This is a genomic window from Schaalia cardiffensis F0333 (genome assembly GCF_005886435.1).
Classification (GTDB): Bacteria; Actinomycetota; Actinomycetes; order Actinomycetales; family Actinomycetaceae; genus Pauljensenia; species Pauljensenia cardiffensis.
Genome location: NZ_CP040505.1, coordinates 461435 through 485601 on the forward strand (window position 1 = coordinate 461435; position 24167 = coordinate 485601).

The 24167-nt window shown below is 62.1% G+C and carries 16 protein-coding genes; 8 read left to right on the forward strand and 8 right to left on the reverse strand.

From position 1 onward, the window contains the following. Positions 1-322 precede the first annotated feature (322 nt). Entirely contained in the window at positions 323-1717 is a 1395-nt protein-coding gene (locus FFA61_RS01895; protein ID WP_005962153.1) for a DUF418 domain-containing protein, read from the forward strand. Between the two features lie 310 nt (positions 1718-2027). On the opposite strand, the gene FFA61_RS09495 is transcribed toward FFA61_RS01895, so the two are convergent. From FFA61_RS09495 to FFA61_RS01910, 4 genes are all read right to left on the reverse strand, one after another. Continuing rightward, complete coding sequence (locus FFA61_RS09495) at positions 2028-2150, reverse strand: hypothetical protein (protein ID WP_278023273.1); 123 nt, start codon at positions 2148-2150, stop codon at positions 2028-2030. Between the two features lie 909 nt (positions 2151-3059). Then, positions 3060-3431, reverse strand: coding sequence for a hypothetical protein (locus FFA61_RS01900; RefSeq protein ID WP_005962150.1), 372 nt, complete (start codon positions 3429-3431; stop codon positions 3060-3062). Then, complete coding sequence (locus FFA61_RS01905; protein ID WP_005962149.1) at positions 3428-5710, reverse strand: NAD(+) synthase; 2283 nt, start codon at positions 5708-5710, stop codon at positions 3428-3430. The genes FFA61_RS01900 and FFA61_RS01905 overlap by 4 nt, the downstream gene beginning before the upstream one ends. 158 nt (positions 5711-5868) lie before the next feature. Further along, positions 5869-6606: an NUDIX hydrolase gene (locus FFA61_RS01910; protein ID WP_051057794.1), complete on the reverse strand. Its 738-nt coding sequence runs from the start codon at positions 6604-6606 to the stop codon at positions 5869-5871. 90 nt (positions 6607-6696) lie between these two features. Here FFA61_RS01910 and FFA61_RS01915 point away from each other — a divergent pair, with 90 nt between their 5' ends. Further along, positions 6697-7698, forward strand: coding sequence for an SPFH domain-containing protein (locus FFA61_RS01915; RefSeq protein WP_005962146.1), 1002 nt, complete (start codon positions 6697-6699; stop codon positions 7696-7698). Between the two features lies 1 nt (position 7699). Further along, complete coding sequence (locus FFA61_RS01920; RefSeq protein ID WP_005962145.1) at positions 7700-8587, forward strand: diacylglycerol kinase catalytic domain-containing protein; 888 nt, start codon at positions 7700-7702, stop codon at positions 8585-8587. Between the two features lie 973 nt (positions 8588-9560). Here FFA61_RS01920 and FFA61_RS01925 read toward each other — a convergent pair. Continuing rightward, positions 9561-10757: an acetate/propionate family kinase gene (locus FFA61_RS01925; protein ID WP_005962144.1), complete on the reverse strand. Its 1197-nt coding sequence runs from the start codon at positions 10755-10757 to the stop codon at positions 9561-9563. A gap of 178 nt (positions 10758-10935) precedes the next feature. After that, on the reverse strand, positions 10936-12435 hold the full coding sequence (pta, locus tag FFA61_RS01930) for a phosphate acetyltransferase (protein WP_005962143.1): 1500 nt from the start codon (positions 12433-12435) through the stop codon (positions 10936-10938). 125 nt (positions 12436-12560) lie between these two features. Between pta and FFA61_RS01935 the strand changes: the two genes are divergently transcribed. The 3 genes from FFA61_RS01935 to FFA61_RS01945 all read left to right on the forward strand — a co-directional run bounded on the left by FFA61_RS01935 (position 12561) and on the right by FFA61_RS01945 (position 16135). Then, a complete protein-coding gene (locus FFA61_RS01935) occupies positions 12561-12875 on the forward strand; it encodes a DUF3017 domain-containing protein (RefSeq protein WP_040313520.1) in 315 nt (104 codons plus the stop codon). A gap of 573 nt (positions 12876-13448) precedes the next feature. Then, positions 13449-14669 (forward strand): NADP-dependent isocitrate dehydrogenase, encoded by a 1221-nt coding sequence (locus FFA61_RS01940; protein ID WP_005962140.1) that lies wholly within the window; start codon positions 13449-13451, stop codon positions 14667-14669. Between the two features lie 134 nt (positions 14670-14803). Then, positions 14804-16135, forward strand: coding sequence for a dicarboxylate/amino acid:cation symporter (locus FFA61_RS01945; RefSeq protein WP_005962139.1), 1332 nt, complete (start codon positions 14804-14806; stop codon positions 16133-16135). A gap of 430 nt (positions 16136-16565) precedes the next feature. Here the strand turns inward: FFA61_RS01945 and FFA61_RS01950 are convergent, their stop codons facing one another. Together FFA61_RS01950 and FFA61_RS01955 are read right to left on the reverse strand one after the other, a co-directional pair. Beyond that, positions 16566-18344 (reverse strand): amino acid ABC transporter ATP-binding/permease protein, encoded by a 1779-nt coding sequence (locus FFA61_RS01950; protein WP_005962138.1) that lies wholly within the window; start codon positions 18342-18344, stop codon positions 16566-16568. Next, positions 18344-20077: an ABC transporter ATP-binding protein/permease gene (locus FFA61_RS01955; protein WP_005962137.1), complete on the reverse strand. Its 1734-nt coding sequence runs from the start codon at positions 20075-20077 to the stop codon at positions 18344-18346. Before FFA61_RS01955 ends, FFA61_RS01950 begins: the two co-directional genes overlap by 1 nt. Before the next feature lie 884 nt (positions 20078-20961). Between FFA61_RS01955 and FFA61_RS09170 the strand changes: the two genes are divergently transcribed. Together FFA61_RS09170 and FFA61_RS01965 are read left to right on the forward strand one after the other, a co-directional pair. Continuing rightward, positions 20962-21645, forward strand: a complete 684-nt coding sequence (locus FFA61_RS09170; protein ID WP_040313519.1) for a DUF4352 domain-containing protein — start codon at positions 20962-20964, stop codon at positions 21643-21645. A gap of 167 nt (positions 21646-21812) precedes the next feature. Then, complete coding sequence (locus FFA61_RS01965) at positions 21813-24095, forward strand: 6-phosphofructokinase (RefSeq protein WP_040313518.1); 2283 nt, start codon at positions 21813-21815, stop codon at positions 24093-24095. The last annotated feature ends 72 nt before the right edge of the window (positions 24096-24167 follow it).

Below are 24167 nucleotides of genomic sequence, written 5' to 3' on the forward strand. Positions count from 1 at the left end.
TTTGGGCCCGCTACGCACGCTGAAGCATCGTCATTCTCCACGTCATGATCTGAGATGGAGCCCGTCCACGCTCCCGCCCCAATCACGAATCTCCTTTCAGCCGCTTGACACACCACAAAAGATCCGCCGCTGTTTGATTGCAGAAAAAGAGACATGACGGGGCAAATGCCAGCAAGGTGGCGAAAAAGCCAGCAAAGCGGGGGAAAGCCGAGGCTGCGGGGGAAGCCAAGGCTGCGGGGGAAGGCAGCTGAAAGAGGAGATGGGGGACAAATCGGGGCTTTCCCCGACCGTAGTATCTTCCCCCTCTGAATACTCTTAACGCATGTCTTCAGCAGCGTCTTTCACCGGAGCCAATTCCCCGCGATACCCCGCGCCAGATGTTGCGCGCGGTTTCATGCTCCTCCTCATCGCCGTGGCAAACGTCCCCGTGTGGTTGATGTTCTTCCCAGTCCAAGCCGAGCCGGGCGTTGCCGACCGATGGTGGATTTTGATGCGGGGGCTTCTCGTGGACCACAGGGCGTATCCGCTCTTTTCCATCCTCTTCGGTTTTGGCCTCATGACGATGGTGATCCGCCGAACACGGGCCCACGTCGGAGCAAGAAGTACCGAACTTGCCTTGCAGATGCCAGACATGCCCCTCCCAGTGCGCGAGCAATGGCTTGCTGGTTTCACAGTTGAAGCTCAAGCGGATGCGCGCAGGCTCGTGCGCAGGCGCGGATTTTGGATGCTCCTTTTCGGCCTCGTCCACTCACTCCTCTTCTTCGGGGACATCATCGGGACCTACGCGCTTGTCGCCATCATTTTCGCCGGTCTCATTGTGAAGAAGCGATTCAAGGTCATGGCGATCATTGGCGGCGTGCAGATCATCTTCATGCTTGTGTTCATGGTCGCAGGTCAGATGATGTTTGAACTCTTCCCAGGTTTACAGGGGGACCCGGGAGTGGGCGGCCTCAACATCATGCTCCACTGGTACTATCCCCTTGCATCCTTCGGACAGTGGGTGGGCTCCACGATCATGACTGCCCTCATCTCTATCGTCGTGCCCTGCACTTTCCTCGGGGCTTGGGTTGCGACGACAGATGTGATGAAGACGCCGGAGCGCTACCGCGGCCTTCTCATCGGACTCGGCATCGGCGGGCTCACCCTCGCGAGTCTGCTCGGAGCTCCCGAGTCCCTCCACGAGGCTGGAATGCTCAGCTGGTGGATGCCCGGTGCGGGGGCGCTTCACGAGTTCTCCGGGCTCTTTGGGGCGATCGGTTGGCTCGCTCTCCTCACCCTTTTCGCTGGCCCTGCCCGCGAGTCCCTCTCTGGCGCGCATCGCTTCCTCTCCGCGATCGGCAAGAGGTCGATGACTGCCTACATTGGTCAATCGATTCTCTTCGCCCTCATTTTCGCGGTGATGGGCCTGTCAGGAGTTCGCAGCGTCACGCCTCTTCAAGGCCTGGGGATTGCGATCGGAGTGTGGGTCGTCCTCGCCCTCTTCTGTCAGCTTCTCGAAGCGCGCGGATACAAGCGCGGGCCGCTGGAGGTCCTCTTGCGCAGGGCTGTCGCGAAGTCCGCTCGTCCCCATCCACTCCCTCAGATCCCCACTTCGACTCCCACGCAAGAGTTTGTGGCGACCGAGGCCGAGGCGGGGGATTCAGCTGAGGGGAGCGAGGCCAGCGCTGCTGTCGGTGCCGTTGCTGAGGAGGCTGCACCTGCCGAGACCACAGGCTGAAGGTGAGGAGCTTCGGCCGAGGGTTGCGAAGTGTCGGTGCCGTGGTCGAAGGCGCTGACTCTGTGGGGAACGGTGCTGCGCTTACTCAGTCGGAGGTTGAGGTGCGCTTCAGTCGTGGGCTGCGAGCCTGGTGCCGGGGGCGGTGTTTCGGGGAGCTGCGTCTGTGGGGAACGGTGCTGAGCTTGTACAGATGGAGGTTGAGGTGCGCTTCAGTCGTGGGCTGCGAGCCTGGTGCCGGGGGCGGTGTTTCGGGGAGCTGCGTCTGTGGGGAACGGTGCTGAGCTTGTACAGATGGAGGTTGAGGCGAGTTTCAGCCGAGGGATGCGAGCCTGGTGCCGAGGCCGAGGCCGAGGCCGAGGTCGTGGCCGTGGTCGAGAGGCGTGAAGCCTGAAGGAATTGGAGCCGTGCTCGCTACCCGGGGCGGTGCCGACATGCCTTTTCGAGGCTCTGCCCTGAAAGAGGCGTGTGCTTGTGGGGAGACTGCTCGTTTCAAAGAAGGGGCGCTGACGAGCCGGGTGTGGTGGGTTGAGGGGGAGAGACGGCCCCCGCTCCTCCTTTCGGGCTAGGAGCCAGGATGTGTGCCTCTCGGCTGTGTTGGGGGGATTGAGAGCAGAGAGAACCTCGGCGCCGCGCCCAGGGCTGACGAAGGTCTGTACAGGCTTGGAGAATTCAGGATTGTCCCCTGAATATGATTTCGACGTCACTCGCTACCTTGCGTCCCTGCCGAGAGTGTGATTTGGGTGCTTAAACGGGGTGGCGGGTGTTCTTGCGTGCCCCTGAATATGATTTTGGCATCACTCTTTACCTTGCGTCCCTGCCGAAAGCATGGTTTGGGTGCTTAAACGGGGTTGGTGGGTGTTCTTGTGTGCCCCTGAATATGGTTTCGGCATCGCTTGGCGGTCGTCGTTCTTGTCGAAAGCATGGTTTGGGTGTTCCAACGGGTTGGCGGGCGTTCATCTACGCCCCTGATTATGGTTTCGGCGTCACTCGCTGCGCTGCGTCCCTGCCGAAAGGACAATCAGGGGAAAGACGCTGCTGTGGGAGACGCTGCCGGGGCAGATGCTACTAGTGTGCTCGACACGGTCAAAGAACGGGCTACGGATAGTCGAGCACAAGCGCATCATGCGCTGTCGTTCAGGGGTATTTCGAGGCCTATTGCTTCGAGTACACGGGGAGTGAGCAGAAGAAAGCCGTCTTCAATGGATGTCCGCCCCTCAGGGGGAGTCTGCCCGGGGATAGCCCGAGAGACTATCTGGGGTATGTAAAGGTCCGCCCCTCAGGGGGTATCCGCCCTCTCAGAGGAGTCTGCTCCCGCTGCCCGGAGCGACGAGCATGGGGAGCCTCAACGGGTGGAATCCTTCGCGGCGCTGTCAGCGGCGGCGCGAGCTACGAGCGTCAAAGCGATCGCCATAATGACCCCCGTGAGAGCGAGAACCCTCGCGAAAGACGGACCTTCTGAACCCATGAAGAAGGCCGCGAGAAGCAGACCAATGAAATGGAAATCCATCACCAGACTGCCCGCGAGCAAAAGGAGCCAGGCGGCCTCGTGCCCCTTCTGACAGGCCGCTTCGGAAGAATCAAGAGCGAAGGAACGCAAACGAAGAGGATCGGACAGACCGACCGCTCCCGCCCGCGCCCGCACAGCGAGGCGCATCAAAATCCCAGAGGCAATGGCGAAGAAGACGAGCGTGAGAATGACGAGAGGAAAGCTCATCGCTCTTCCTTCGCGGCGCCTGCGCCTAAGACATCATCGGAGTTCTCGCCCGGGCCGACGAGCGCACCACTGGAACAGGTAGGGGAGTCGGCACCCGGGCCAACACCTACTCCACTGGAACAGGTAGGGGAGTCGGCACCGGAGGGGTCGGAGTCAATACAGGACTCGTCCCCAGAGACAATGCCCGATCCGGGCACATCCCTCACAGCGCTCTCCAACTCCCTGATCCACGCTTCGCCACTCGCGTCCGAAGGCATCCGCCAGTCGCCTCGCGGCGATAAAGAACCGCCCGCCATGACCTTCGGGCCGTTCGGCAAAGCGGAGCGCTTGAACTGCTGAGAGAAGAATCGGCGTAGGAAAAGGCGCTCCCACTTCACAATTTCCTCAAGAGAGTAGGAGACGCGCTCAGCCTCGGGGAACCCGGCGGGCCACTCGCCCACACTCGCATCTGCCCACGCCTTTTCGGCGAGGAACGCGATCTTCGAGGGGCGAGCACCCCGGCGCAGCAGGTGGAAGAGCGTGAAATCTTGCAGATTGTAGGGACCGATCGTGTCCTGTGTGGATTGGATCTTCTCACCGGGTTTCGTGGGGATGAGTTCAGGGGAGATTTCTGTCGCGAGGATCGACAAGAGTACTTCGCCCGTCGCATCGGAGAACTGTCCGGAGGTGGCGACCCAGCGGATCAGGTGCTGGATCATCGTCTTGGGGACCCCCGTGTTCACCGCATAGTGGCTCATCTGGTCGCCGACACCGTAGGTGCACCAGCCCAATGCGAGCTCGGAAAGGTCGCCGGTGCCCAAGACGATTCCGCCCCTGTGGTTCGCGATGCGGAACAGGTAGTCGGTGCGCAGCCCCGCCTGCACGTTCTCGAAGGTCACATCGTAGATGTTGGCGCCCTCGGCGTAAGGATGGCCCATGTCTGTGAGGAGCTGGCGGGCCGCGGGCGTGATGTCGATCGTCTCGCAGGGGATGCCAAGGGATTCACACAGGGCGAGGGCGTTCGACTTCGTCCCCTCCGAGGTCGCGAAGCCCGGCAGAGTGTAGGCGAGGATGTCTGTGCGGGGCCGCGACGCCAGGTCCATGGCGCGGGCCGCGACGATGAGTGCGTGCGTCGAGTCGAGGCCGCCTGACACTCCGATAACGATCTTCGGCTTGCCGATGGCGCGCAGGCGTTGAACGAGTCCCGAGACTTGGATCGAGTAGGACTCGTAGCAGTCTTGGGCGAGGCGAGCCGGGTCGTCGGGAACGAAGGGGAAACGGTCGACGGGGCGTTCAAGCCCCAGGTCGGTGCGCGCAGGATTGAGCCTCGTCCTCACTCGCGCGAACTCGCAAGCGGGGGAGTGATCGCCGAGGTAGTGGGCGTTGTCCGTGAAGGAGTTTTGACGCCTCCTCTCGTTGAGGATGCGCTCAAGGTCAACGTCGGCGATTGTGAGGGTCCGTCCGCCCGGGATGAAGCGCTCGCCTTCGGCGAGGAGCTCCCCGCACTCGTAGATCATTGTCTGACCGTCCCAGGCGAGGTCGGAGGTGGACTCGCCCTCGCCCGCCGCGCAGTACAGGTAGGCGGCGTTGAGGCGCGCGGAGGCGGAACGGACGAAGAGGCGACGATCTTCAGCGCGCCCCACCGTGATCGGAGAGGCCGAGGGGTTGCAGATGACGCTCGCCCCGGCGAGGGCCGCAAGGGAGCCGGGGGAGACCGGAACCCACATGTCTTCGCAGATTTCCGCGGCAATGACGAGGCCGAGAACGTCCTCCACTTCGATGAGGGTGGAGGCGAAGGGGGCGTATTCGGGGGAGGAATCCTCTCGAGGCTCTTTCGAGGCCGACCATTTCGACACGTCGAGGAAGGAAGGTGTCTGCGCGCCGGGGGTGACGAAGTGGCGTTTTTCGTAGAACTCCCGATAGTTCGGGAGGTGACGTTTAGGAATGAGGGCGAGGATGCGTCCGCGATGGATGACGACCGCGCAGTTGTACAGGGCAGCGTTCACCCTCACTGGCGCTCCGACAACGATGATTGGGAGGAGATCGAGGGAGGCGAGGGCGAGTTCGTGGATGGCGGTCTCGACCTCGTCGAGAAGAACATCTTGGCCGAACAGGTCGTCGATCGCGTAGCCGGAGAGGGACAGTTCCGGGAAGAGGAGGAGAGCGACGCCGCGCTCGGAGGCTTCTTTCGCGATTGACGTGATCTCTTCGGCGTTGCGCAGCGGCTGGGCGGGGTGGACCGGGGCGGTCGCGACGGCGAGACGAGCAAAACCCTGGTCGTAGAGGGAATGGAAGTTCACGGGGCCTCCTAGGGATCTGGATCATTGTCCCCCAAAACCGGGAGCTTCGTCATCGAGGCGAGGGTGAGGGGGTCGGCTTTGGAAAGCCGTGGGAATCGGTGTCCGGTGCAATCGGAGGCGCCTCGACTCAGGGCGATTGAAGTGCAGGCTCAGGGGAATCACTGGGACTTCCTGGGACGCGAGAGTGGAGGGTCGAGGATGGCGGCATTGGGTGAGATGCCTTCTGCGAGTCGATACAGTGCTGCGGGCCTCCCGACGCCCTCGGCGGACATTTTCCCTGTCGTTTCGAGGAAGCCTACGGTCTTGGTGGCTTTGCGGTGGAAATTGCGCGGGTCGAGGCGGCACCCCCACACGGCCTCGTAGACGGAGCGCAGTTCGGCGATCGTAAACTCTGGTGGGCAGAAGGCGGCCGCGAGGGGCGAGTACTCGATCTTTGCGCGCGCGCGTTCAATGCCGTCGGCGAGGATCTGGTCGTGGTCGAAAGCGAGTCGCGTGGTGGCGTTCGGGCCTGCGAGGTCCTCGACCTTGTGCCACTGAACGGCTGCTGCGTCGCCGCCGGCCTGGGGAGTGGCGAATGTGGGGGCGAAAAGAAGGTAGGCGACGGAAAGGACGGGTCCGCGCGGGTCGCGATTCAAAGGTCCGTAGCTTCGCAGTTGTTCGAGGTGTCCTGGTGGGGTGATGCCGGTTTCTTCGCACAGTTCTCGGCGTGCGGCGTCGGCGAGGTTCTCGTGGGCGAGGAGGAAACCGCCGGGCAGGGCGAGTAGGCCTTTGTCGGGTGCGAGGGCTCTTTCGACGAGGAGGACGTGCAGTGAGCCTTCGGTGACGGTGAGAACGACGAGGTCGACGGCGACCGGCATTGTCGCGGCTGTGGGGGGCAGGGGGTGTGGCGGTCTCATACGCCGATCCTATATCTCGTCATCTTGACGCGAAAGCGGGAGAGGAGTTATAGTCAATATGACGATAACCGATGGTAAGGAGAATCTCTCATGGGAACGCTCAACACATACCCCTTCTTCTCGCGCTACCAGGGCGCAGCAAGTGACTTCATCATCTGCATGCGCGCAGGCACCCTTATCCGTTCAGGCGCGGGCCAAGCCTTCTGGTTCCGCTCTGCAGGGACGGCCCTCGCCCAAGTGCCCCTCATCGAAAGGGAGCAGACCGTCCTCGTCAAAGCCGTCTCCTCCGACCAGCAGGACGTCAACGTCCAGGTGAGCCTCACGCACAGGATCGCCGATCCTCTGGCGGCGGCACAGCGCTTCGACTTCGACCTCTTCCCGCGCTCCAGTTCGACTGAAGCACTCGGTGCCTGGCAGATCGGTGAACTCGTCGCCAGAATCGCCCGCTCCGTTACCATTGCCCGGATCGCGACAATGACCCTTGAAGAAGCCCTCGACTCCGGGATGAACGCCGTCGCCGAGGCACTCAACGCAGCAACGACGGGGGAGGAGCGTCTGGCCTCCACCGGTGTGGAGATCTGCGATGTCTGTGTTTTGTCTGTGCGCCCCGACGAAGCTGTCGAATCGGCACTGCGCACCCCTTTGCTCGAACAACTCCAATCCGAGGCGGACCGGGCACTGTATGAGCGCCGCGCCCTCGCCGTCGAACAAGAACAACAGATCTCGAAGACCGAGCTCGCATCCAAGCTTGAACTCGAACGACGCCGCGCCGACCTGGTTGCGCAGGAAGGCCAGAACGCCCGCCGCCAGGCCGAGGAGAAAGCCGCTGCCGACCTCGTCGAAGCCAACGCCAGCGCCGAACGCAGGAACATCCTCTCCACCGCTCAGGCAGAGGAAATCGCACAAGTCGGCGCCGCAAAGAATGAGGTCGAAAAGGCGCGTCTCGACGCGCTCGCGGCACTTGGCGCAGATGTCCTCAAAGCGCTCGCCCTGCGCGACCTTGCTGGGAATCTGCCCGCCGTCGGTCAGATCAATATCACCCCTGACATGCTCCAGGGAGTACTCGCCGACCTGGTCAAAGGTGGAAAGTGACATGCGAAAACGGGCTGTGATCGTCCATCGGCGCACGGAACTCGAGGAGCTGCTCGATCGACACTCCACCAGGGGACAGGTCGAGTTCTTCCTCACATCGAGGAACCGGAGCCTCGCCGAGGTCCAGGAGGTGCACGACCGCCACCAGGAGACGCTGAGGGTAATGCGCTTGGCGATTCCTTCAACATGGGCGAGGACGGAGGTCGACCGTGATTCGTTGTCACGCTTCCTCTTTGCCCCCGAGGATGTGATCGTCGTGGTCGGACAGGACGGATTGGTCGCCAATGTTGCAAAGTACATTGACGCTCAGCCCGTCATCGGGGTCAACGCGGCACCCGGACGTAACCCGGGAGTACTGGTGCGATGCGCCGCCGAGCAGGGTATGGCGGCATTGCGGGCCTTCGACGAAGAACGCCACGTGGCGCTCGAACAGCTGACAATGGTGCGCGCCGAGGTCGATGACACCCGTTCGCTCACCGCGCTGAACGAAATTTTCATCGGGCATGCCTCGCATCAAAGCGCCCGCTACCGGATCAACGGGGGAAGCTCCTTTGAAGATCAATCATCGTCCGGGATCGTCGTGTCGACGGGTACGGGTGCAACAGGATGGGGAGCCTCCCTCGTCAGGGGACGTTCCATGGGGCCGCTTCCCACTCCTGTGGAGCGCAGCCTCGCGTGGTTCGTCCGCGAAGCCTGGCCTTCGCCCACGACCGGCGTCACCATGACCGAGGGAATCCTCAAGGGGGTAGGAACCCTCGAGGTCACCGTCGCCTCGGACCGGCTCGTCGTCTTCGGCGACGGCATCGAATCGGACCGCTGCGAAGTGTCATGGGGACAGCAGATCCGGGTTGGAATCGCCGAGCGGACTCTTGCACTGGTAACCCCTTGAAAACGTCCACCTCCGCGGGAGCGTCATCTCGCGAGTATGCGCGGATCTGGGAAGGCTCCCCGTGCATGCGCTGACAGAGAGCGCTATTACTCAGCAGCGTGCAATGCTCGGGCTTTCGTGTAGCCCTTTCGGATTCCAGGGTTTCCGTCCGATTCCTGTCGTATGACGCCCGTTTATGCAGGCAAACCTGGAATAGGCGCTTGCCTTGGTCGGGAAAGCTGGAATAGGTGGTCGTACGAATTGAGTTCCACGTTCCAGAAGTCGATCTCATACGAGTGCGTTTCCACGTGAACCTGAGCCCCGCACTCGCGCCCTCGACAGGGGAGCTGATGACCGAAGCCCTAAGGAGGAGCAGGCCATGCCATGGCGGCTGGGAGGGAAAGGGAAGAGGAGCTCTGCGCCCACACGCCGTGAAGATCGTGGGAAGCCCACGCCGTGAAGCCCCTGGGAAACCCACGCCATGAACACCCTGGGAAACCCACGCCATGAACACCCTGGGAAACCTCATGCCGTGAACGTCCAGGGGAAAACCAGGGCAAACACTCCGAAAGAGGCGGAGGCCGCCCCATCTCTATCGAAGCGTGGAAAAACGTCATTACCAAAGTAAACAGAACGTCCTTATCGACGCGCACAGAAAGGGGGCGGCTCGGCTGAAGCCGAACCGCCCCAGCATCCGATCAATGACCGGCCAGATGCTCTGAGATGAGGCTGGGCGCTCTCGGCCCTGGCCAGATGCTCTGAGACGAGGCCGGGAGTTCCCTCAAGAAGTCGGTGCGAGATGTCCCCGATACGGCTGGACGTTCCCCGGGGATGCCGGTGCTGTGTGTCCCCGGACAGTCCCAGGTGATCCCAGCCTCGGCCAGGTGTTCCCCCAAGGGTGCCGGTGCCGGACCCCCAGCTCTGGTCAGGTATTCCCAGGCGAAGCCGGGAACTCCTAGACACGCCCACGTCTTCCCAGAGAAGCCCGGTGTTCTCAGATGATCGAGAGCGTTTGGCGCGCGATCGCAAGTTCCTCATTCGTCGGGAAGACAAGGAGGAGAACCTTCGAGTCGGGGGCCGAAATCACGAGGGGTTCGCTGCTGCGGAGCTCATTCTTCTCCACGTCGATCTTCACCCCGAAAGGAGCGAGAGCTTCGGCGAGCTCTCGACGCACACCGGAATCATTCTCGCCGATTCCAGCGGTGAAGCTCATGACATCAAGGCCACCGAGTTCAGCAGCGTAGGAGCCGACATACTTCAGGAGCCGATTGACGTAGATATCCATAGCGACGCGGGCCTTGTGCTGGAGCTCAGGCTCGGAGCCGTCGCGGATGAATGCCCACACAGAACGCATGTCGGACTCGCCGGTCAGGCCCTTCATGCCGGATTCCTTGTTGAAGATGTGGTCGATCTCGTCGATGCTCAAATTACCCTGGCGTGCCAGGTGGAAAACAACGGCCGGGTCGATGTCGCCAGTGCGGGTGCCCATCATCAGGCCTTCAAGCGGAGTGAGGCCCATCGAGGTGTCGATCGGCTTGCCATTGAGGACTGCGGACACGGAGGCGCCATTACCCAGGTGCATGACGATCTGCTTGAGGTCGTCGCGGCCAAGGCGTTTCGCGACCTCTTGAGAGACGAACTGGTGCGAGGTTCCGTGGGCGCCGTAGCGTCGGACCGCGTACTTTTCAGCGACCTCGGCGTTGAGAGCGTAGGTGGCGGTCTTGTCGGGAAGCTGCTGGAAGAAGGCGGTGTCGAAGACGGCGACATGGGGGACATCAGGCATGAGTTCGCGCGCAACGTCGATGCCCTTGAGGTGGGCGGGGTTGTGCAGGGGAGCCATCGGGCAGAGCTGTTCGATGAGGTCGCGGACTTCGTCGGTCACGAGGGCGGGGCCGTCGAAGTACTTGCCGCCCTGAACGATGCGGTGGCCGACGGCGACGATGCCCGCTTCGTCGAGGGCGGGGCCCTTCGTGTCGAAGAGGCGGAGGACTTCACGCATGCCGATCTCGTGGTCGGGGATGGGAAGTTCTTCGGTGGTGACCTCGTCGCCGTGGGCGTGCTTGATGTTGCCGAGGGAGTCGCCGATGCGTTCGACGAGGCCCTTGGCGATGGCCTCTCCGGTTTCGGGGTCGACGAGCTGATATTTGATGGAAGAGGAACCGGAGTTGATGACGAGGACTGTCTGTGTCACGGGTTTGCCTTTCGGGCGTGAATCTGCGTTTCGAGGAGATCAGGGATGAAGTGCAGGGATGAGATGAGAGCTTGGGACCCAGGTCCAAGCTTGAGTCGCGGGCCGGGATTCAGGTCGCAGGCCCAGGTGTGGGGCGATCCTGCGAGGGCAGGACACCCCGCACACGAGCCTCACACACTCAGCCCTGGGCTTGAACTGCGGTCAGAGCGACCGTGTTGACGATGTCTTCGACGAGGGCTCCGCGCGACAGGTCGTTCACCGGCTTGTTGAGGCCCTGGAGGACCGGTCCGACCGCGACCGCGCCCGAGGAACGCTGCACTGCCTTGTATCCGATGTTGCCGGCCTCAAGGGAGGGGAAGACGAAAACATTCGCGCGACCGGCGACGGGTGAGCCGGGGAGTTTCTTCGCGGCGACCGCCATATCGACGGCAGCATCGAACTGGATCGGCCCTTCGAGGGCGAGCTCGGGGGCCTTCTCGCGGGCGAGGCGGGTCGCTTCGACGACGGCGTCAACGGCGGGGCCAGAACCGGAGGTGCCCGTCGAGTAGGAGAGCATTGCGACTCGCGGTTCGACGCCGAACTGGGCTGCGGTGCGCGCGGAGGTCACCGCGATGTCGGCGAGCTGCTCGGGAGTCGGGTTCGGGTTGACAGCGCAATCGCCGAAGGCCCAGACCTGGTCCTTCATGAGCATGAGGAAGATCGAGGAGACGATCGAGACACCGGGAGCGGTCTTGATGATCTGGAAGGAGGGGACGATCGTGTGGGCGGTCGTGTGTGCCGCACCGGAGACCATGCCATCAGCGTCGCCCATATGGACCATGAGGGTGGCGAAGTAGGAGACGTCCTTGATCTTCTCGCGTGCCTGCTCGATGGTGACGCCCTTCTTGGCGCGAAGGCGCGCGAATTCGGCTGCGTACTTCTCAGCGTATGCCGGGTCGTCAACGGAGACGACTAAGGCCGCTGACAGGTCGATGCCGAGTTCTGCGGCCCTTGCGGACACGGCGTCGGCTTCGCCGACAAGGGTGATGTCCGCGATCCCGCGGGCGAGCACTTCAGCGGCGGCGAGCAGGACCCGATCGTCCTCGGGCTCGGGCATGACGATGCGTTTGCGCTGGGCGCGGGCGCGGTCGATGAGGTCCGCCTGGAAAGCGAGGGGGGTGAGAGCGCTCGGGGCCGGGGTGGCGAGCAGAGCGTCAAGCGCTTGGGCGTCGAGGGGGAGGGGCAGGACCGGCACTTCGGCCTCAACGGTGGGGGCGACGCCAGCGGGCAGGGCCACGGCAACGAGCTTCGCTTGGGTGGCCTCGGCCCGTTGGGCGAACACGCGGATTTCCTCTGCGAGCAGCTCAGCGCCCACGCCCTCAGCATCGAGGACGAGGACGACGCCCGCCTGGGCTGAGGCGGCGAGTTCAAGATTCCACGAGACCGCATCGAAGGTCCTCGCGTCGAGAGCGTCGATGCCGTCAACGAGGACGAAGTCGGCCTTCAGGGCACGTAGAGCTTCGAGGACGTTCGGTAGGGCGGCCTGGGGGGAGGTCGCGGCGGAAGAAGCATCGACACCGACGAGGGCGTTCGTGCGCTCGAAAGAGCCGCGTTCTTCGAGGAGAACGGCGAGTTCGTCTGCCGCGTCGTGTGCGACGTTCGCCGATTCTGGGCCTACAACGATGTAGCGGGAAGTCACTGATGCTCCTTCTTCACGTGAAAATGTGCACGACAGTATGCGTCGTGTGAATATGGTAGCGCCGCCTGAGCGTCGAGGAGGGGCTCGGGCTTGGAATCTTCGTGGCTCCCGTTACTCTTGGACCTATGAGCGAGACCCCTGCATCTTCGACCGGAGGCTCTTGGTGGAGCTGGGCGACTCTTGCGATGGTCATTGTTGGGGTCTGTGGGGCTGTGCTCTTGGCGGCGCTGAATCATCCGCATCGGGCGGTCCTCCTCCTCGTGGCCACTCTTGAAGGCTTGGCAGTGGCGCGCCTGGTGATTCCGGGGCGCCCGTGGTTCTCTTCGCGTTCGAAGTGGATGGATGTCACGTTTTTTGGCGGAGTCGGTCTGCTGATCTGGTATTTCGCGCCCTATACCGCGACTGTGGGCATTGTTTCCTCAACGGCTCTGCCGCTGTGAGTACCTTTCCTCGCGCGTAGAGGTGAATGCCTCAATCGCGAGGTTCACCGCTTCGGCGCTGCCACCTTTCCTTGTGCTGAGAGGTGAATGCTCACTCGGCTCGAAATCGTCACCGAACACGCCCGTCTTTCCTGTGCGTAGAAGTGAGGGGGCGACGCCTTGTAAAAACTATCGGCGAGACGAACCGTTTCCCCGCACATGGTGGCGCGTGCGAAGTGAGCTCACCACACGTCCTGCACGACACGCCGTCCCTCGCTCAAGAGCCCGCCATCCGCCCCCGCCTATTCCAGGTTTCCCTGCACAAACTGGCGTCATACGACAGGAAGCGGGCGGCAACTCTGGAATTGAACGCTCACCCTGGAATTGAAGGGGAAACTCGAAGCAGGAGTGCAGCACGGACAAGTCCTTGCTGACCTCGTCCCTTGTGGTTGCAGTGCTCTTCTTGGAGGCTGCAGCCTGCGAGTCGAAGAAGCGCTTTGCTGTGGAAAGGGCTCGCGACGAGCACACCGATCAGTTAATCTCGATGTCGAGATATTTTGATCCGGGAGGCGTCTCCCGAACAGCGGAGGATCCATGTCGAAAATCAAAGTCCAAGGCCCCGTCGTCGACCTCGACGGCGATGAGATGACCCGAATCATCTGGCAGTTCATCAAGGACCGACTGATCTTCCCCTACCTTGACCTCGACCTGAGGTACTACGACCTGTCGATCCAGAACCGCGACGCCACCGACGACCAGGTGACCATCGACGCTGCCAACGCCATCAAAGAGCACGGCGTCGGCATCAAATGCGCGACCATCACCCCCGATGAGGCGCGAGTCGAAGAATTCGGCCTCAAGAAAATGTGGAAGTCCCCTAATGGCACGATCCGCAACATCCTCGGTGGCGTCGTCTTCCGCGAGCCGATCATCATCGACAATGTCCCGCGCCTCGTGCCCGGATGGACCAAGCCGATCGTTGTGGGCCGCCACGCCTTCGGCGACCAGTACCGCGCCACTGACTTCAAAGTTCCCGGCGCGGGCACCGTCACCCTCACCTTCACTCCCGATGACGGTTCGCAGCCCATCGAGCACGAGGTCATCCGCATGCCCGAGGGCGGGGGCGTCACCATGGGCATGTACAACTTCAACGAGTCCATCGCCGACTTCGCCAGGGCATCATTCGAATACGGCCTGAAGAGGAACTACCCGGTCTACCTCTCGACGAAGAACACGATCCTCAAAGCCTACGACGGCGCATTCAAGGACATTTTTGCCGAGGTCTTCGAACGCGAATACAAGGAGCGTTTCGACGCCGCGGGATTGAGCTACGAACACCGCCTCATCGACGATATGGTCGCCTCCTCCCTCAAGTGGTCCGGCGGCTATGTGTGGGCCTGCAAGAACTACGATGGGGACGTTCAATCCGACACCGTCGCTCAAGGTTTTGGCTCGCTCGGACTCATGACTTCCGTCCTCGTGACCCCTGATGGGCGCACGATGGAGGCTGAGGCCGCTCACGGCACCGTCACCCGCCACTACCGCCAACACCAGAAGGGTGAGAAGACCTCGACGAACCCGATCGCCTCGATCTTTGCGTGGACGAGGGGCCTTGCTCACCGGGGCATGCTCGATTCAACACCCGAGCTCATCGACTTCGCGAAGACTCTCGAAGAGGTCGTCATCTCCACGGTCGAGGGCGGGCGCATGACGAAGGACCTTGCGATGCTCATTTCGGATCAGACTCCGTGGCTGACAACAGAAGAGTTCCTCAACACTCTCGATGAGAATCTCACAGCCCGTCTCTCCAGGTGAAGGAGGATTCGCTGAATCTGCGTTGACACGAGTCGGTTGCGCTTCTCGCATTTTGGGACCTGCTTAGACGGATTTCAGGTCACAGGTAAAGAACGGGCATTCTGTAGGTATCCCCTCAATTTCAAGGAGAGACCATGCGGAAGTTCATGGAGAAGAGCGGCATCCTCGTATGGGTGCTCACGGCGATCATCCTCGCCCTTGTTCTCGGTTCAATCAAGATCGGTGACGCCCACCTCGTACCCCAGGGTGTTGGGCGGATCTTCGCGACCTTCTCGACGTTATTCAGCCAGTTCTTGTCATTCGCGATCCCGCTGATCATCATTGGCCTCGTCACCCCGGCGATCGCCGACCTCGGTCGCGGCGCAGGCAAGTGGCTCGGCGTGACCGCAGCGATCGCTTACGGCTCGACACTGTTCTCCGGCTTCCTGACCTATCTCGCGTGCGCCGTGACCTTCCCGAAGATCCTGCAGGGTGGCTTGGCCGATGTCGCCGAGCCTGGATCTGCTCTCGAAACCTACTTCACCGTGGAAATGCCCGCCGCAGTGCCGGTCATGACCGCCCTGCTCCTCTCCTTCGTTGTCGGCATCGGCCTGGCGATGGTGCCCAGAGGCGTTCTGCGCAAGGGATTCATCGAGTTCCGCGCGATCATCACGAAGCTCATTGAACACATCATCATCCCCCTGCTGCCGCTGCACATTTTCGGTATCTTCCTCAACCTCACCTACACCGGTGAGGCCTGGACTGTTATGCGCACCCTCGTTCGAGTGGTCATCGTCGTCCTGATCCTCGAAGTCGTCATCCTCCTCAGCCAGTACCTCATCGCAGGTGTGATCGGTAAGAAGAACCCCATCAAGTCGCTCCTAACGATGATGCCCGCCTACCTGACGGCGCTCGGCACTTCTTCTTCGGCGGCGACGATTCCCGTGACCCTGCGTCAGACGAAGAAGAATGGCGTCTCCAACCCCGTCGCCTCCTTCACCGTCCCGCTGTGTGCCACCATTCACCTGGCGGGTTCGACCTCGAAGATCTTCGCCTTCGCTTTCGCGATCGCTTTCACCCAGGGGATCGACGTGACCCCCGTCCAGTGGGTCGGCTTCGTGTTCATGCTCGGCATCACAATGGTTGCCGCCCCCGGCGTTCCCGGTGGCGCGATCATGGCGGCGACGGGCCTGCTGTCCTCGATGCTCGGCTTCAATGACGCGCAGGTCGCCCTCATGATCGCCACCTACATTGCCCTTGACTCTTTTGGTACCGCCACGAATGTCACCGGCGACGGTGCGATCGCGATCGTTGTCGATCGTTTCGCCGACGGCAGGATTGGTGCCGAGGGCGACCCGGAGAACGCGCGTGAGCTGTCTTTCGATGGCATGAAGTACCTCGACAAGGTGTCCGTCGAGGGGCTTGTCTCCGCTGAAGAACTCAAAGCTTCCGCCGCTCAGGCCGGTGAGAACGCCGTGTCGAACTGAGGCTGTCGTCACAAGCCTTGCTCATATGAGGTGACGTCTGAGGAAGGTTTCTTTCGTCTAAGTCGAAGGAGCTCCTTACAGACTGAAACCGTGAAGTGCGTGTCCCCGCGACCGAGTGGTCGCGGGGACACCTGCATCTTGGAAACATTTGCCTTCCCAAGTGTGCCGACAGATGCCTGCTTGAGCGCGCAGGCGTGTGCTGTCCCGAGTGCGGGCACGCTCCCAGACCCCCTGTACTGCGCAGAATTGACAGAAAAGTCCTCGGTCGAAGCGCTGAAAGGTTCGCTGTGAAGCCGACACCGGAGCCGTTTAGTCGCACTCTTTACCCAGCCGCTCTCAGCCGCCCTTCGCGGGGACACTCTAAGATGAGGCAGCAGAAAAGCTCACTGCGGGGACGAGAGGTACTCAGAGAGACTCACTGCGAAGCAGTTCAGAGTCCGCGGGCTGCCAGGGTGCGCAGCGGTCCTTCCACAGCCCACAATTCACCCGGAGTCCCATTCTGGACGACACGGCCACCATCAATAACGACAATCCGGTCGACCTCGTCCATGACATCAAGACGGTGGGTGATCTCAATGACCGTCGCATCCGCGAAACACTCACGAAGCGCGCCACGCACACTCGCCGCGAGCTCGGCATCCAAATGGGAGGTGAACTCGTCAAGCACCAGCGTGGAAGGGCGGGCAAGGATCGCTCGAGCCAAGGCCAGACGTTGACGCTGACCACCCGACACCGCTGAACCTCGTTCCCCGAGCATCGTCTGATACCCCTGCGGCATGTGCTTGATATCGGCGTCAATACCGGCGATACGGCACGCTTCACGGACCTCCTCCTCGGAGGCGCAGGGCGCAGCGAGACGAACATTGTCCAAGACGCTCGCACGGAACAGATGAGCCTTTTGAGTGACGAGCGCAAGCTCCCGACTCAGCGAATCGCGCGTGAGCGTTGAAACATCGAATCCGTCAATCGTGATCCGACCCGACTGGGGATCATCGAAACGCAAAAGCAACTGCGCGAGCGTCGACTTACCAGAGCCAGAAGCGCCCACCAGACACGTCCATTCGCCCGCGCGGGCGCAAATCGTGATGTCACGCACTGCCGCTTGAGCGGCCTTCGGATAGGAGTAGACGACGTTTTCCCAACGGATCTCATGCGAGGGTGCGGCAGGGAGTTCAAGTGCCCCATCTGGCACCTCGACCGGGGAATGAACCGTGCGGTAGACCCGCTCGGCGGCAGCGAAGGAATTGCCTAAGGCGGCCGCGAGTTCTTCGACCCCTCTCGCGGTTTCCGTCAAACGCAGGACAGCAGCTGCGATTGCAGCGAGCATGGGTGCCGATAGTGAGCCCGCTTGCACGAGCGGCAGACCGAGAGCGAGAAGGACAATAGGTGCGCCAAGAGTAAGTGCCTGGGTGAAAGCGCGTCTGAGCGCTGAACCCATGATCGCAGGTTTGGAGGCTTCGCCGATGGAACGGTCGATTGAGGCCATGTCCTCGAGTCGGCTCGCCATTCGCCCATAGCCGACGACCTCGGACATCCCCTGGATCGAATCGGTGACGTGCTGAACGAGGCGGGCGCGCTCGGAGGCGACGGCCCGCGACGAACGCAAAGACGCCTTCCACCCGAGCGTGGGAGCCAGCGCGATGGAAGCGAAAAGGAAACAGAAAGCGACGAATGCGAGCAGCCAAGAGCCCTTGACGCCAATCACGACCACAATCGTCACTGGAACGACGACAGCTGAGACGAGGGGAGCGAAAGTGTGGGCGAAGAAGACTTCGATCCGATCCACATCCTTGGTCGCCCTCGACAAGAGATCACCCGAACGTGAAACCGCCATCACGCGAGGGGAGCGGGGAATGAGGGCCCTATAGATCTCGGCGCGCAATAGCTCCAAAGATTTGAAAGCGACGAGGTGGCCGAGGAACTGTTCGCCGTAGCGCAGCAAGGCTTTGAGCGCGGCGAGTCCTGCCATGAAGGCGAGGGTCTTCCAGGGCATCGCCGGAGCTGTGCCCGCGGCAAGATCGATCCCAAGAGCGACGACTGTGAAAGCGCCCAGGGCGAAAAGACCCACCCCGGCGAGGAGATCCGCAATCCGGCAGAGTGAGGATGCGAGAAGCGGGGAGAGTACGGGGCGGGTGACGCGGAAAATCCAAGAAAGGAGGATCCTTCGTGGCACCTGCGTCGAAGAAAGCGTGGAATCAGAAGAAGGCATCAGGCTCTGACCTCCTGGGCTTGTTCGGTGAGGAAGCCATCGCGGACCTCGACGACACGGTCGGCGGCGACGAGGGCGCCCGCGCGGTGTGAGACCGTCACGACGGCGCGGCCCGCAGCTGCCGCAGGAATCGCGGCGAGGATCTGCGCCTCACTGGCGAGATCGACCTGGCTGGTCGGTTCATCCAGTAAGAGCACAGGCCTATTGGCGAGGATCGCTCGGGCCAGGGAAAGACGCTGGGCCTGACCACCGGAAAGACCGAGCCCCTGCTCACCGAGCTGAGTGTCGAGGCCCTGGGGCATGTTGCGGACCTCATCGGCCAGGGAAACAGCTTCGAGGGCCTTCCACATCTCAGCCTCACTCGCCTCGGGCGCGCCCAGCCGCAGGTTATCTGCGATCGAGCCGGTGAACAGCCATGTGGATTGGGCGACGAGGGCGCTGTGGGAGCGGAACTGCTCTTGATGCTCGCCGTCAAGAGGAGTCCCTGCGATGCTGAGTGTTCCCACAGAGGGGAAGAGATCACCGGACAGGAGAGCCATGAGAGTGGATTTTCCAGACCCCGAAGGTCCAACGACCGCGAGGTGCTCGCCCGGGGCGACTGAGAAGTCAACCCCGCTTAGCACTGTTCCGCGCTCCTCATCCCAGGTGGCGCTCACATTCTTCACGAGGATTCCCGCACTCGGAGCCTCGCTGGGCTCTGCGCAAGAGGAAGGGCGTGGGGTCGCTTCCTTGGGGGTCTTTCGCGAGAGCAGCTCACGGATTGCACGCTGGTTCGCAAGCCCCCCCATGCCCACATAGAAGAAGGCACCCACATGATCGAGAGGTTCGAGCAGAACATAGGACACGAGGACGATCGCCAGGGCATCGCCACTCGTGATGTGTCCACCTTCGAGGCGCCATGCTGCCAGGGCGAAGGCGACTGTGATGAAGAACAGGGAGAAGAGCACGTCCGTGATGAGGATGACGAGCTGATTCCCGGCGAGAAGACCCATGACGGCTTTCCGGTTCTCTTCGCCTCGTTGACGCAAAGTGGTGTGGGTTCGCCTCGCCGCTCTCGCCAAGGTGAGGGTCGGAAGACCTTGGATCGCGTCGAGGTACTCAGCGGCTAAGCGCATTCGAGCGCGCCGAGAATCCGAGGAGGGGGCCCGCAGCTTCTTGTGTGCCAGGCCGATCATCATGGGGATCGCGATGACCGCGAGGAGGAGGACCACGGCAGAAAGAGGATCGACAAAGAGTGCGAGTACTGCGAGGGCCAGAGCCGGCGAGAGGCCCGCTGCGAGCGTGGGGGCGAGGAAGGTCTGGCGGTAAACGGCGACTCGTTCAGCCCCGTCCGTGAGGAGGGAGACTGTTGAGCCGGTGCGCTGGCGTGCGGCTCGCCCGGGCCCGAGAGCGAAAAGGTGGGAGAGGGCCCTGGCGCGCAGGAGAGGTTCTTCTCGGCATGCCCCTTTTCGGGCGACGAGGTCGGCCACGCCGAGGAAGAGCGCACACAAGGCGGCACTGATGGCTGCGGTGATGAGTAAAGAGCCCGCGTTCCCGTGAAGGAGAGGATCTGAACCGGCTGGGCCTGTGGGCAGAATCGAGCCGAGGGAGCGCGCCGCACAGATCAAAGCCCAAGCCTGCGCCACACCCGCTAAAGCAGTAAGGGTGAAGGAGACGATGTTCGAACGACGTCCCGAGGAGGTGACCAGGGAAGGGGGACGCGGTGTCGTCCTGCCGGATGAAGCGGGGCTCATGAGACTCCTATTCGACGTTTCCAGCCTCGAAGCGCAATCCTGCTCGGCAGCGCTCAACTAAGGCCATACTTACTTTAGGCGGCTTGGGGATCAGACACCATGTCGTCTCCCGAGCTGGGCGGGTGAATGTGTGGAGCAATGAGTCACGTTTTTGAAGCTGAGCTACAAAGTTGTGCGCCTGAGCTACGAGGGTGTATAGGGTGTATGAGGAGAGGAGGGAGAAAAGATAATCCTTGGCGCGAGTTTTCTGCGATGAGTTCAAGTTGTAATATGTCGGGCTTTCTCCATTGTGTGATCAGGAAGATATAATCCCGGTAATCTATTCATGGGATCGAGTTTTTCGAGGATGACCTCGACGGACGCGTCTCTCTTGTGAGGCGGGCTCGGCACGATCCTCAAGATCATAGGAAGCCTGGAAGATGGAGAAGGACTCAATGACGACCAACGACCCCCTCTCAGGAGAATCGAAGGGGGAGGAGGGCATGCCCTCGTTTTCCCCGGCCCTTGGAGCTGACCCGGCTCAACAGCCGATTGAAGGCGGCTATTCGTCCCCTCAGAATTCCCAGACTCCCAGCGCTCCTCAAACGCCGAATCCTTGGGGCCAGCCGACACCCTCCCCTTATTCTCAACAGCCAACTGCTGAGCAGCCCTACGCATTTCCGCAGCAGGCCCCAGCAGGCGGCCCACAAGGCGGAGCCACTCAGCCAGGTGCGCCTTACCCCCGGCAGGGAACCCCGTACCCCCAGCAGGCAAACCCGTATCAGCAGCAAGGAACGCCATACCCTCAGCAGGGCGCTCCCTACCCTCAGCAGTCAACGGCGTACCCCCAGCAGGGTGCTCCCGGTGGTCCGCAGGCTGGAGCCCCCGTCGGGCCTGGAGCGCAAATGCCGGGTGCCGCTCCCACCAATGGTGCGATGTCCTACATGACGCCTCCGACACCTAAGAAGAGCTCTGGCGGCAAGACTCTCATCATTGTTCTCGTTGCGATCCTGGTCGGACTCGTACTCATCGGCGTCATCGCAACGATGAGCATCAAGGCCCTGTCAGCTTCCTCCCCGACGTCTCCTTCAACGAATCAGGGCTCACATTCGCAAGAGAGGCCCAATACGACGGATACGAACCGAGACACCTCGGCCTCGGAGGATACGCCCCCTGTCTCCATCGGCAAGGAAGGCGAGATCACGGACTGGAAGGTCAATGTCGCCACCTATACCCGGGAGGCGAGTGCGGCGATGATGAAGGACAACTCCTTCAACGACCCTGCTCCTGCGGGCATGGACCACACGCTCATCGACTTGACGCTCACCTACACGGGAAGCAATCAGGAAGGTGAGGATTTCCTTTTCGAGCTCGACTTCTACCTCGTTGATGAGAGCGGAAAGAAGTACTCATGGGCTGATGCTGATGGCGTTGCCCCGGATGACCTTTTCGCGAGTTTCGACACCTCCTTGAAGCCGGGGAAGTCAGTCACCGGCCAGCTGCTCTTCGATGTTCCTGAGAACAGCAGCTACACCTTCCGGATGGAGAGTTCGGACACCGGGCAAAAGGTTGAGATTCCACTGAACTGATCCGTTCCTCCCCCGCGGCGCCCTCCTCAGAGGCGCAACGGGGGAGGACTTTCGTTGAGAGCATGTCCTCGGGTCTGAAAAAGAAGGCTCTTCCAATGAGTGGGACTCGTCATAGACTGGACCAGGACGGCCTTCGGCCCAACCCATTGAGAATGGAGCGACACGTCATGAATATCTCCTCGCAGCTCAACGCATCCGACGACTTCCGCATTGGCGTCCTCACTTCCGGCGGAGACGCTCAGGGCATGAACGCCGCCGTACGCGCAGTGATCCGCACCGCCCTCGCGGTCGGCGCCCGCCCCTATGCGGTGCTCGAAGGGTGGGCCGGCGCAGTCCACGGCGGCGACTCCATCAAACCGATGGGCTGGTCTGATGTGTCGAACATTCTTTCGGCAGGGGGTACCGTCATCGGTACGGCCCGCTGCCCCGAGTTCCGCGAGTACGAAGGGCGCCACGCCGCCGCTCGCCACCTCCTCGAGCACGGCATTGATCGCCTCGTCGTCATCGGCGGCGACGGCTCCCTCTCCGGCACCAACGAGTTCCGCACGGAATGGCCCCAGCACGTGCGTGAGCTCGTCGACGAGGGCGTCATCAGCGAAGAAGAGGCAGCAGCACACCCCGCGCTCATTGTCGTCGGCCTCGTCGGCTCCATCGACAACGACATGGTCGGTACCGATATGACAATCGGCGCGGATACCGCCCTTCACCGCATCGTCGACGCCCTCGACCAATTGACGAGTACCGCCGCATCCCACCAGCGCACATTCGTCGTTGAAGTGATGGGGCGCCACTGCGGATACCTGCCGCTCATGGCGGCCGTGGCGGGCGGAGCCGACTACGTCTTCACCCCCGAGAATCCCGCGGGACCCGGCTGGGAGGACGACCTCGCCGAACATCTGCGCCTCGGACGCGAGGCGGGGCGCCGCGAGTCGATCGTCCTCGTCGCTGAGGGTGCTACCGACCGCGACGGCAACCTTCTCACGACTCAGCACATCGCCGACGCCATCACTGAGAAGACCGGTGAGGATGCGCGTGTCACGATCCTCGGCCATGTGCAGCGCGGCGGCTCGCCCTCGGCCTACGACCGTTGGATGTCCACCCTGCTGGGCTATGCCGCCGTGCAAGAGATCCTCACGACAACCCCCGAAGCCGTGCCCTGTATCCTGGGCGTCCGCCACAATCGCATCACCCGCATTCCCCTGATGAAGGCCGTGCAAGAGACCAGAGCAGTCAAAGACTTCATCAAGGCCGGAGACTTCGAGGGCGCACAAAGGGCGCGCGGCGTGTCCTTCACGGCCATGGTGGGCGTCAACGACATCCTCTCAACGCCCCCTCAGCTCACTCCCGAAGCGACGGGCGTCTCCCGCCGTATTGGTATCCTCCACGCCGGGGGCCTCGCTCCGGGCATGAACACGGCGGCTCGCGCGGCTGTACGCCTCGGCATTGCCCGCGGTTGGACGATGCTCGGGATTCGAGGTTCCTGGAGGGGCCTGGCAGACAATGACGTGAGGGAACTGACCTGGGGCGACGTTGAGGGCTGGGCCTTCCAAGGGGGCGCTGAACTCGGCACCCGTCGGGAAGTCCCCGAGATCGAGCAGTATTACTCCCTGGGGCGAGCAATTGAACGCAATGAACTCGACGCCCTGATCGTCATTGGCGGCCTCAACGCCTACCTCGCGGTGCACGCGATGATGAATGAGCGCGACCGTTACCCGGCCTTCCAGATCCCCGTGGTCCTCATCCCCGCGTCTATCGACAACAATTTGCCGGGCTCAGAACTGTCAATCGGCGCTGACACTGCGCTCAACAACGCGACCTGGGCGCTCGACCGCATCAAGGAATCCGCTGCCGCGACCAAACGCTGCTTCATCGCGGAGATCATGGGACGACGCTGCGGCTATCTCACGCTCATGAGTTCTTTGTCCTCGGGCGCTGAGTACATCTACCTGAATGAGGACGCGGCGAACCTGCAGAAGATCGCCGAAGATTCGCGTCGCATGGTCGACTCTTTCAAGGATGGGCGCAGGCTCTTCCTCATCCTCGTCAACGAAGCCGTCTCGAAGTTCTACGACCGAGAGTTCCTCGCCTCCGTGTACGAGGCCGAATCCGAGGGCTACTACGATGTCCGCCACTCCGCCCTCGGGCACCTGCAACAGGGAGGAGCGCCCAGCCCCTTCGACCGGCTTCTCGCGACCAGGCTCACGAACCGCGCTTTGGAGCACCTTCAGAACCAGTTCACCCGGGGTGAGGCCGAGGGCGTGTACATCGGCCAGATCGGCAACCACATTGAAGCGCGCCTCGTGAAGAACATGTTCGACGACCTTGACATCGTCAACCGTCGTCCCTTCGACCAGTGGTGGTGCGAACTCACCCGCATCCAGCGGATCGTATCGATGCAGGACCCGGGGATGCCCGCCCTGACGATCTCGATCGCTGATTCTGAGGAGTGATACCGCCTCAAGGTTCGAATCGAATTCGCAATTCCCATCAACTCAAGGCCCAACTCAAGACCCCGCTCGCCC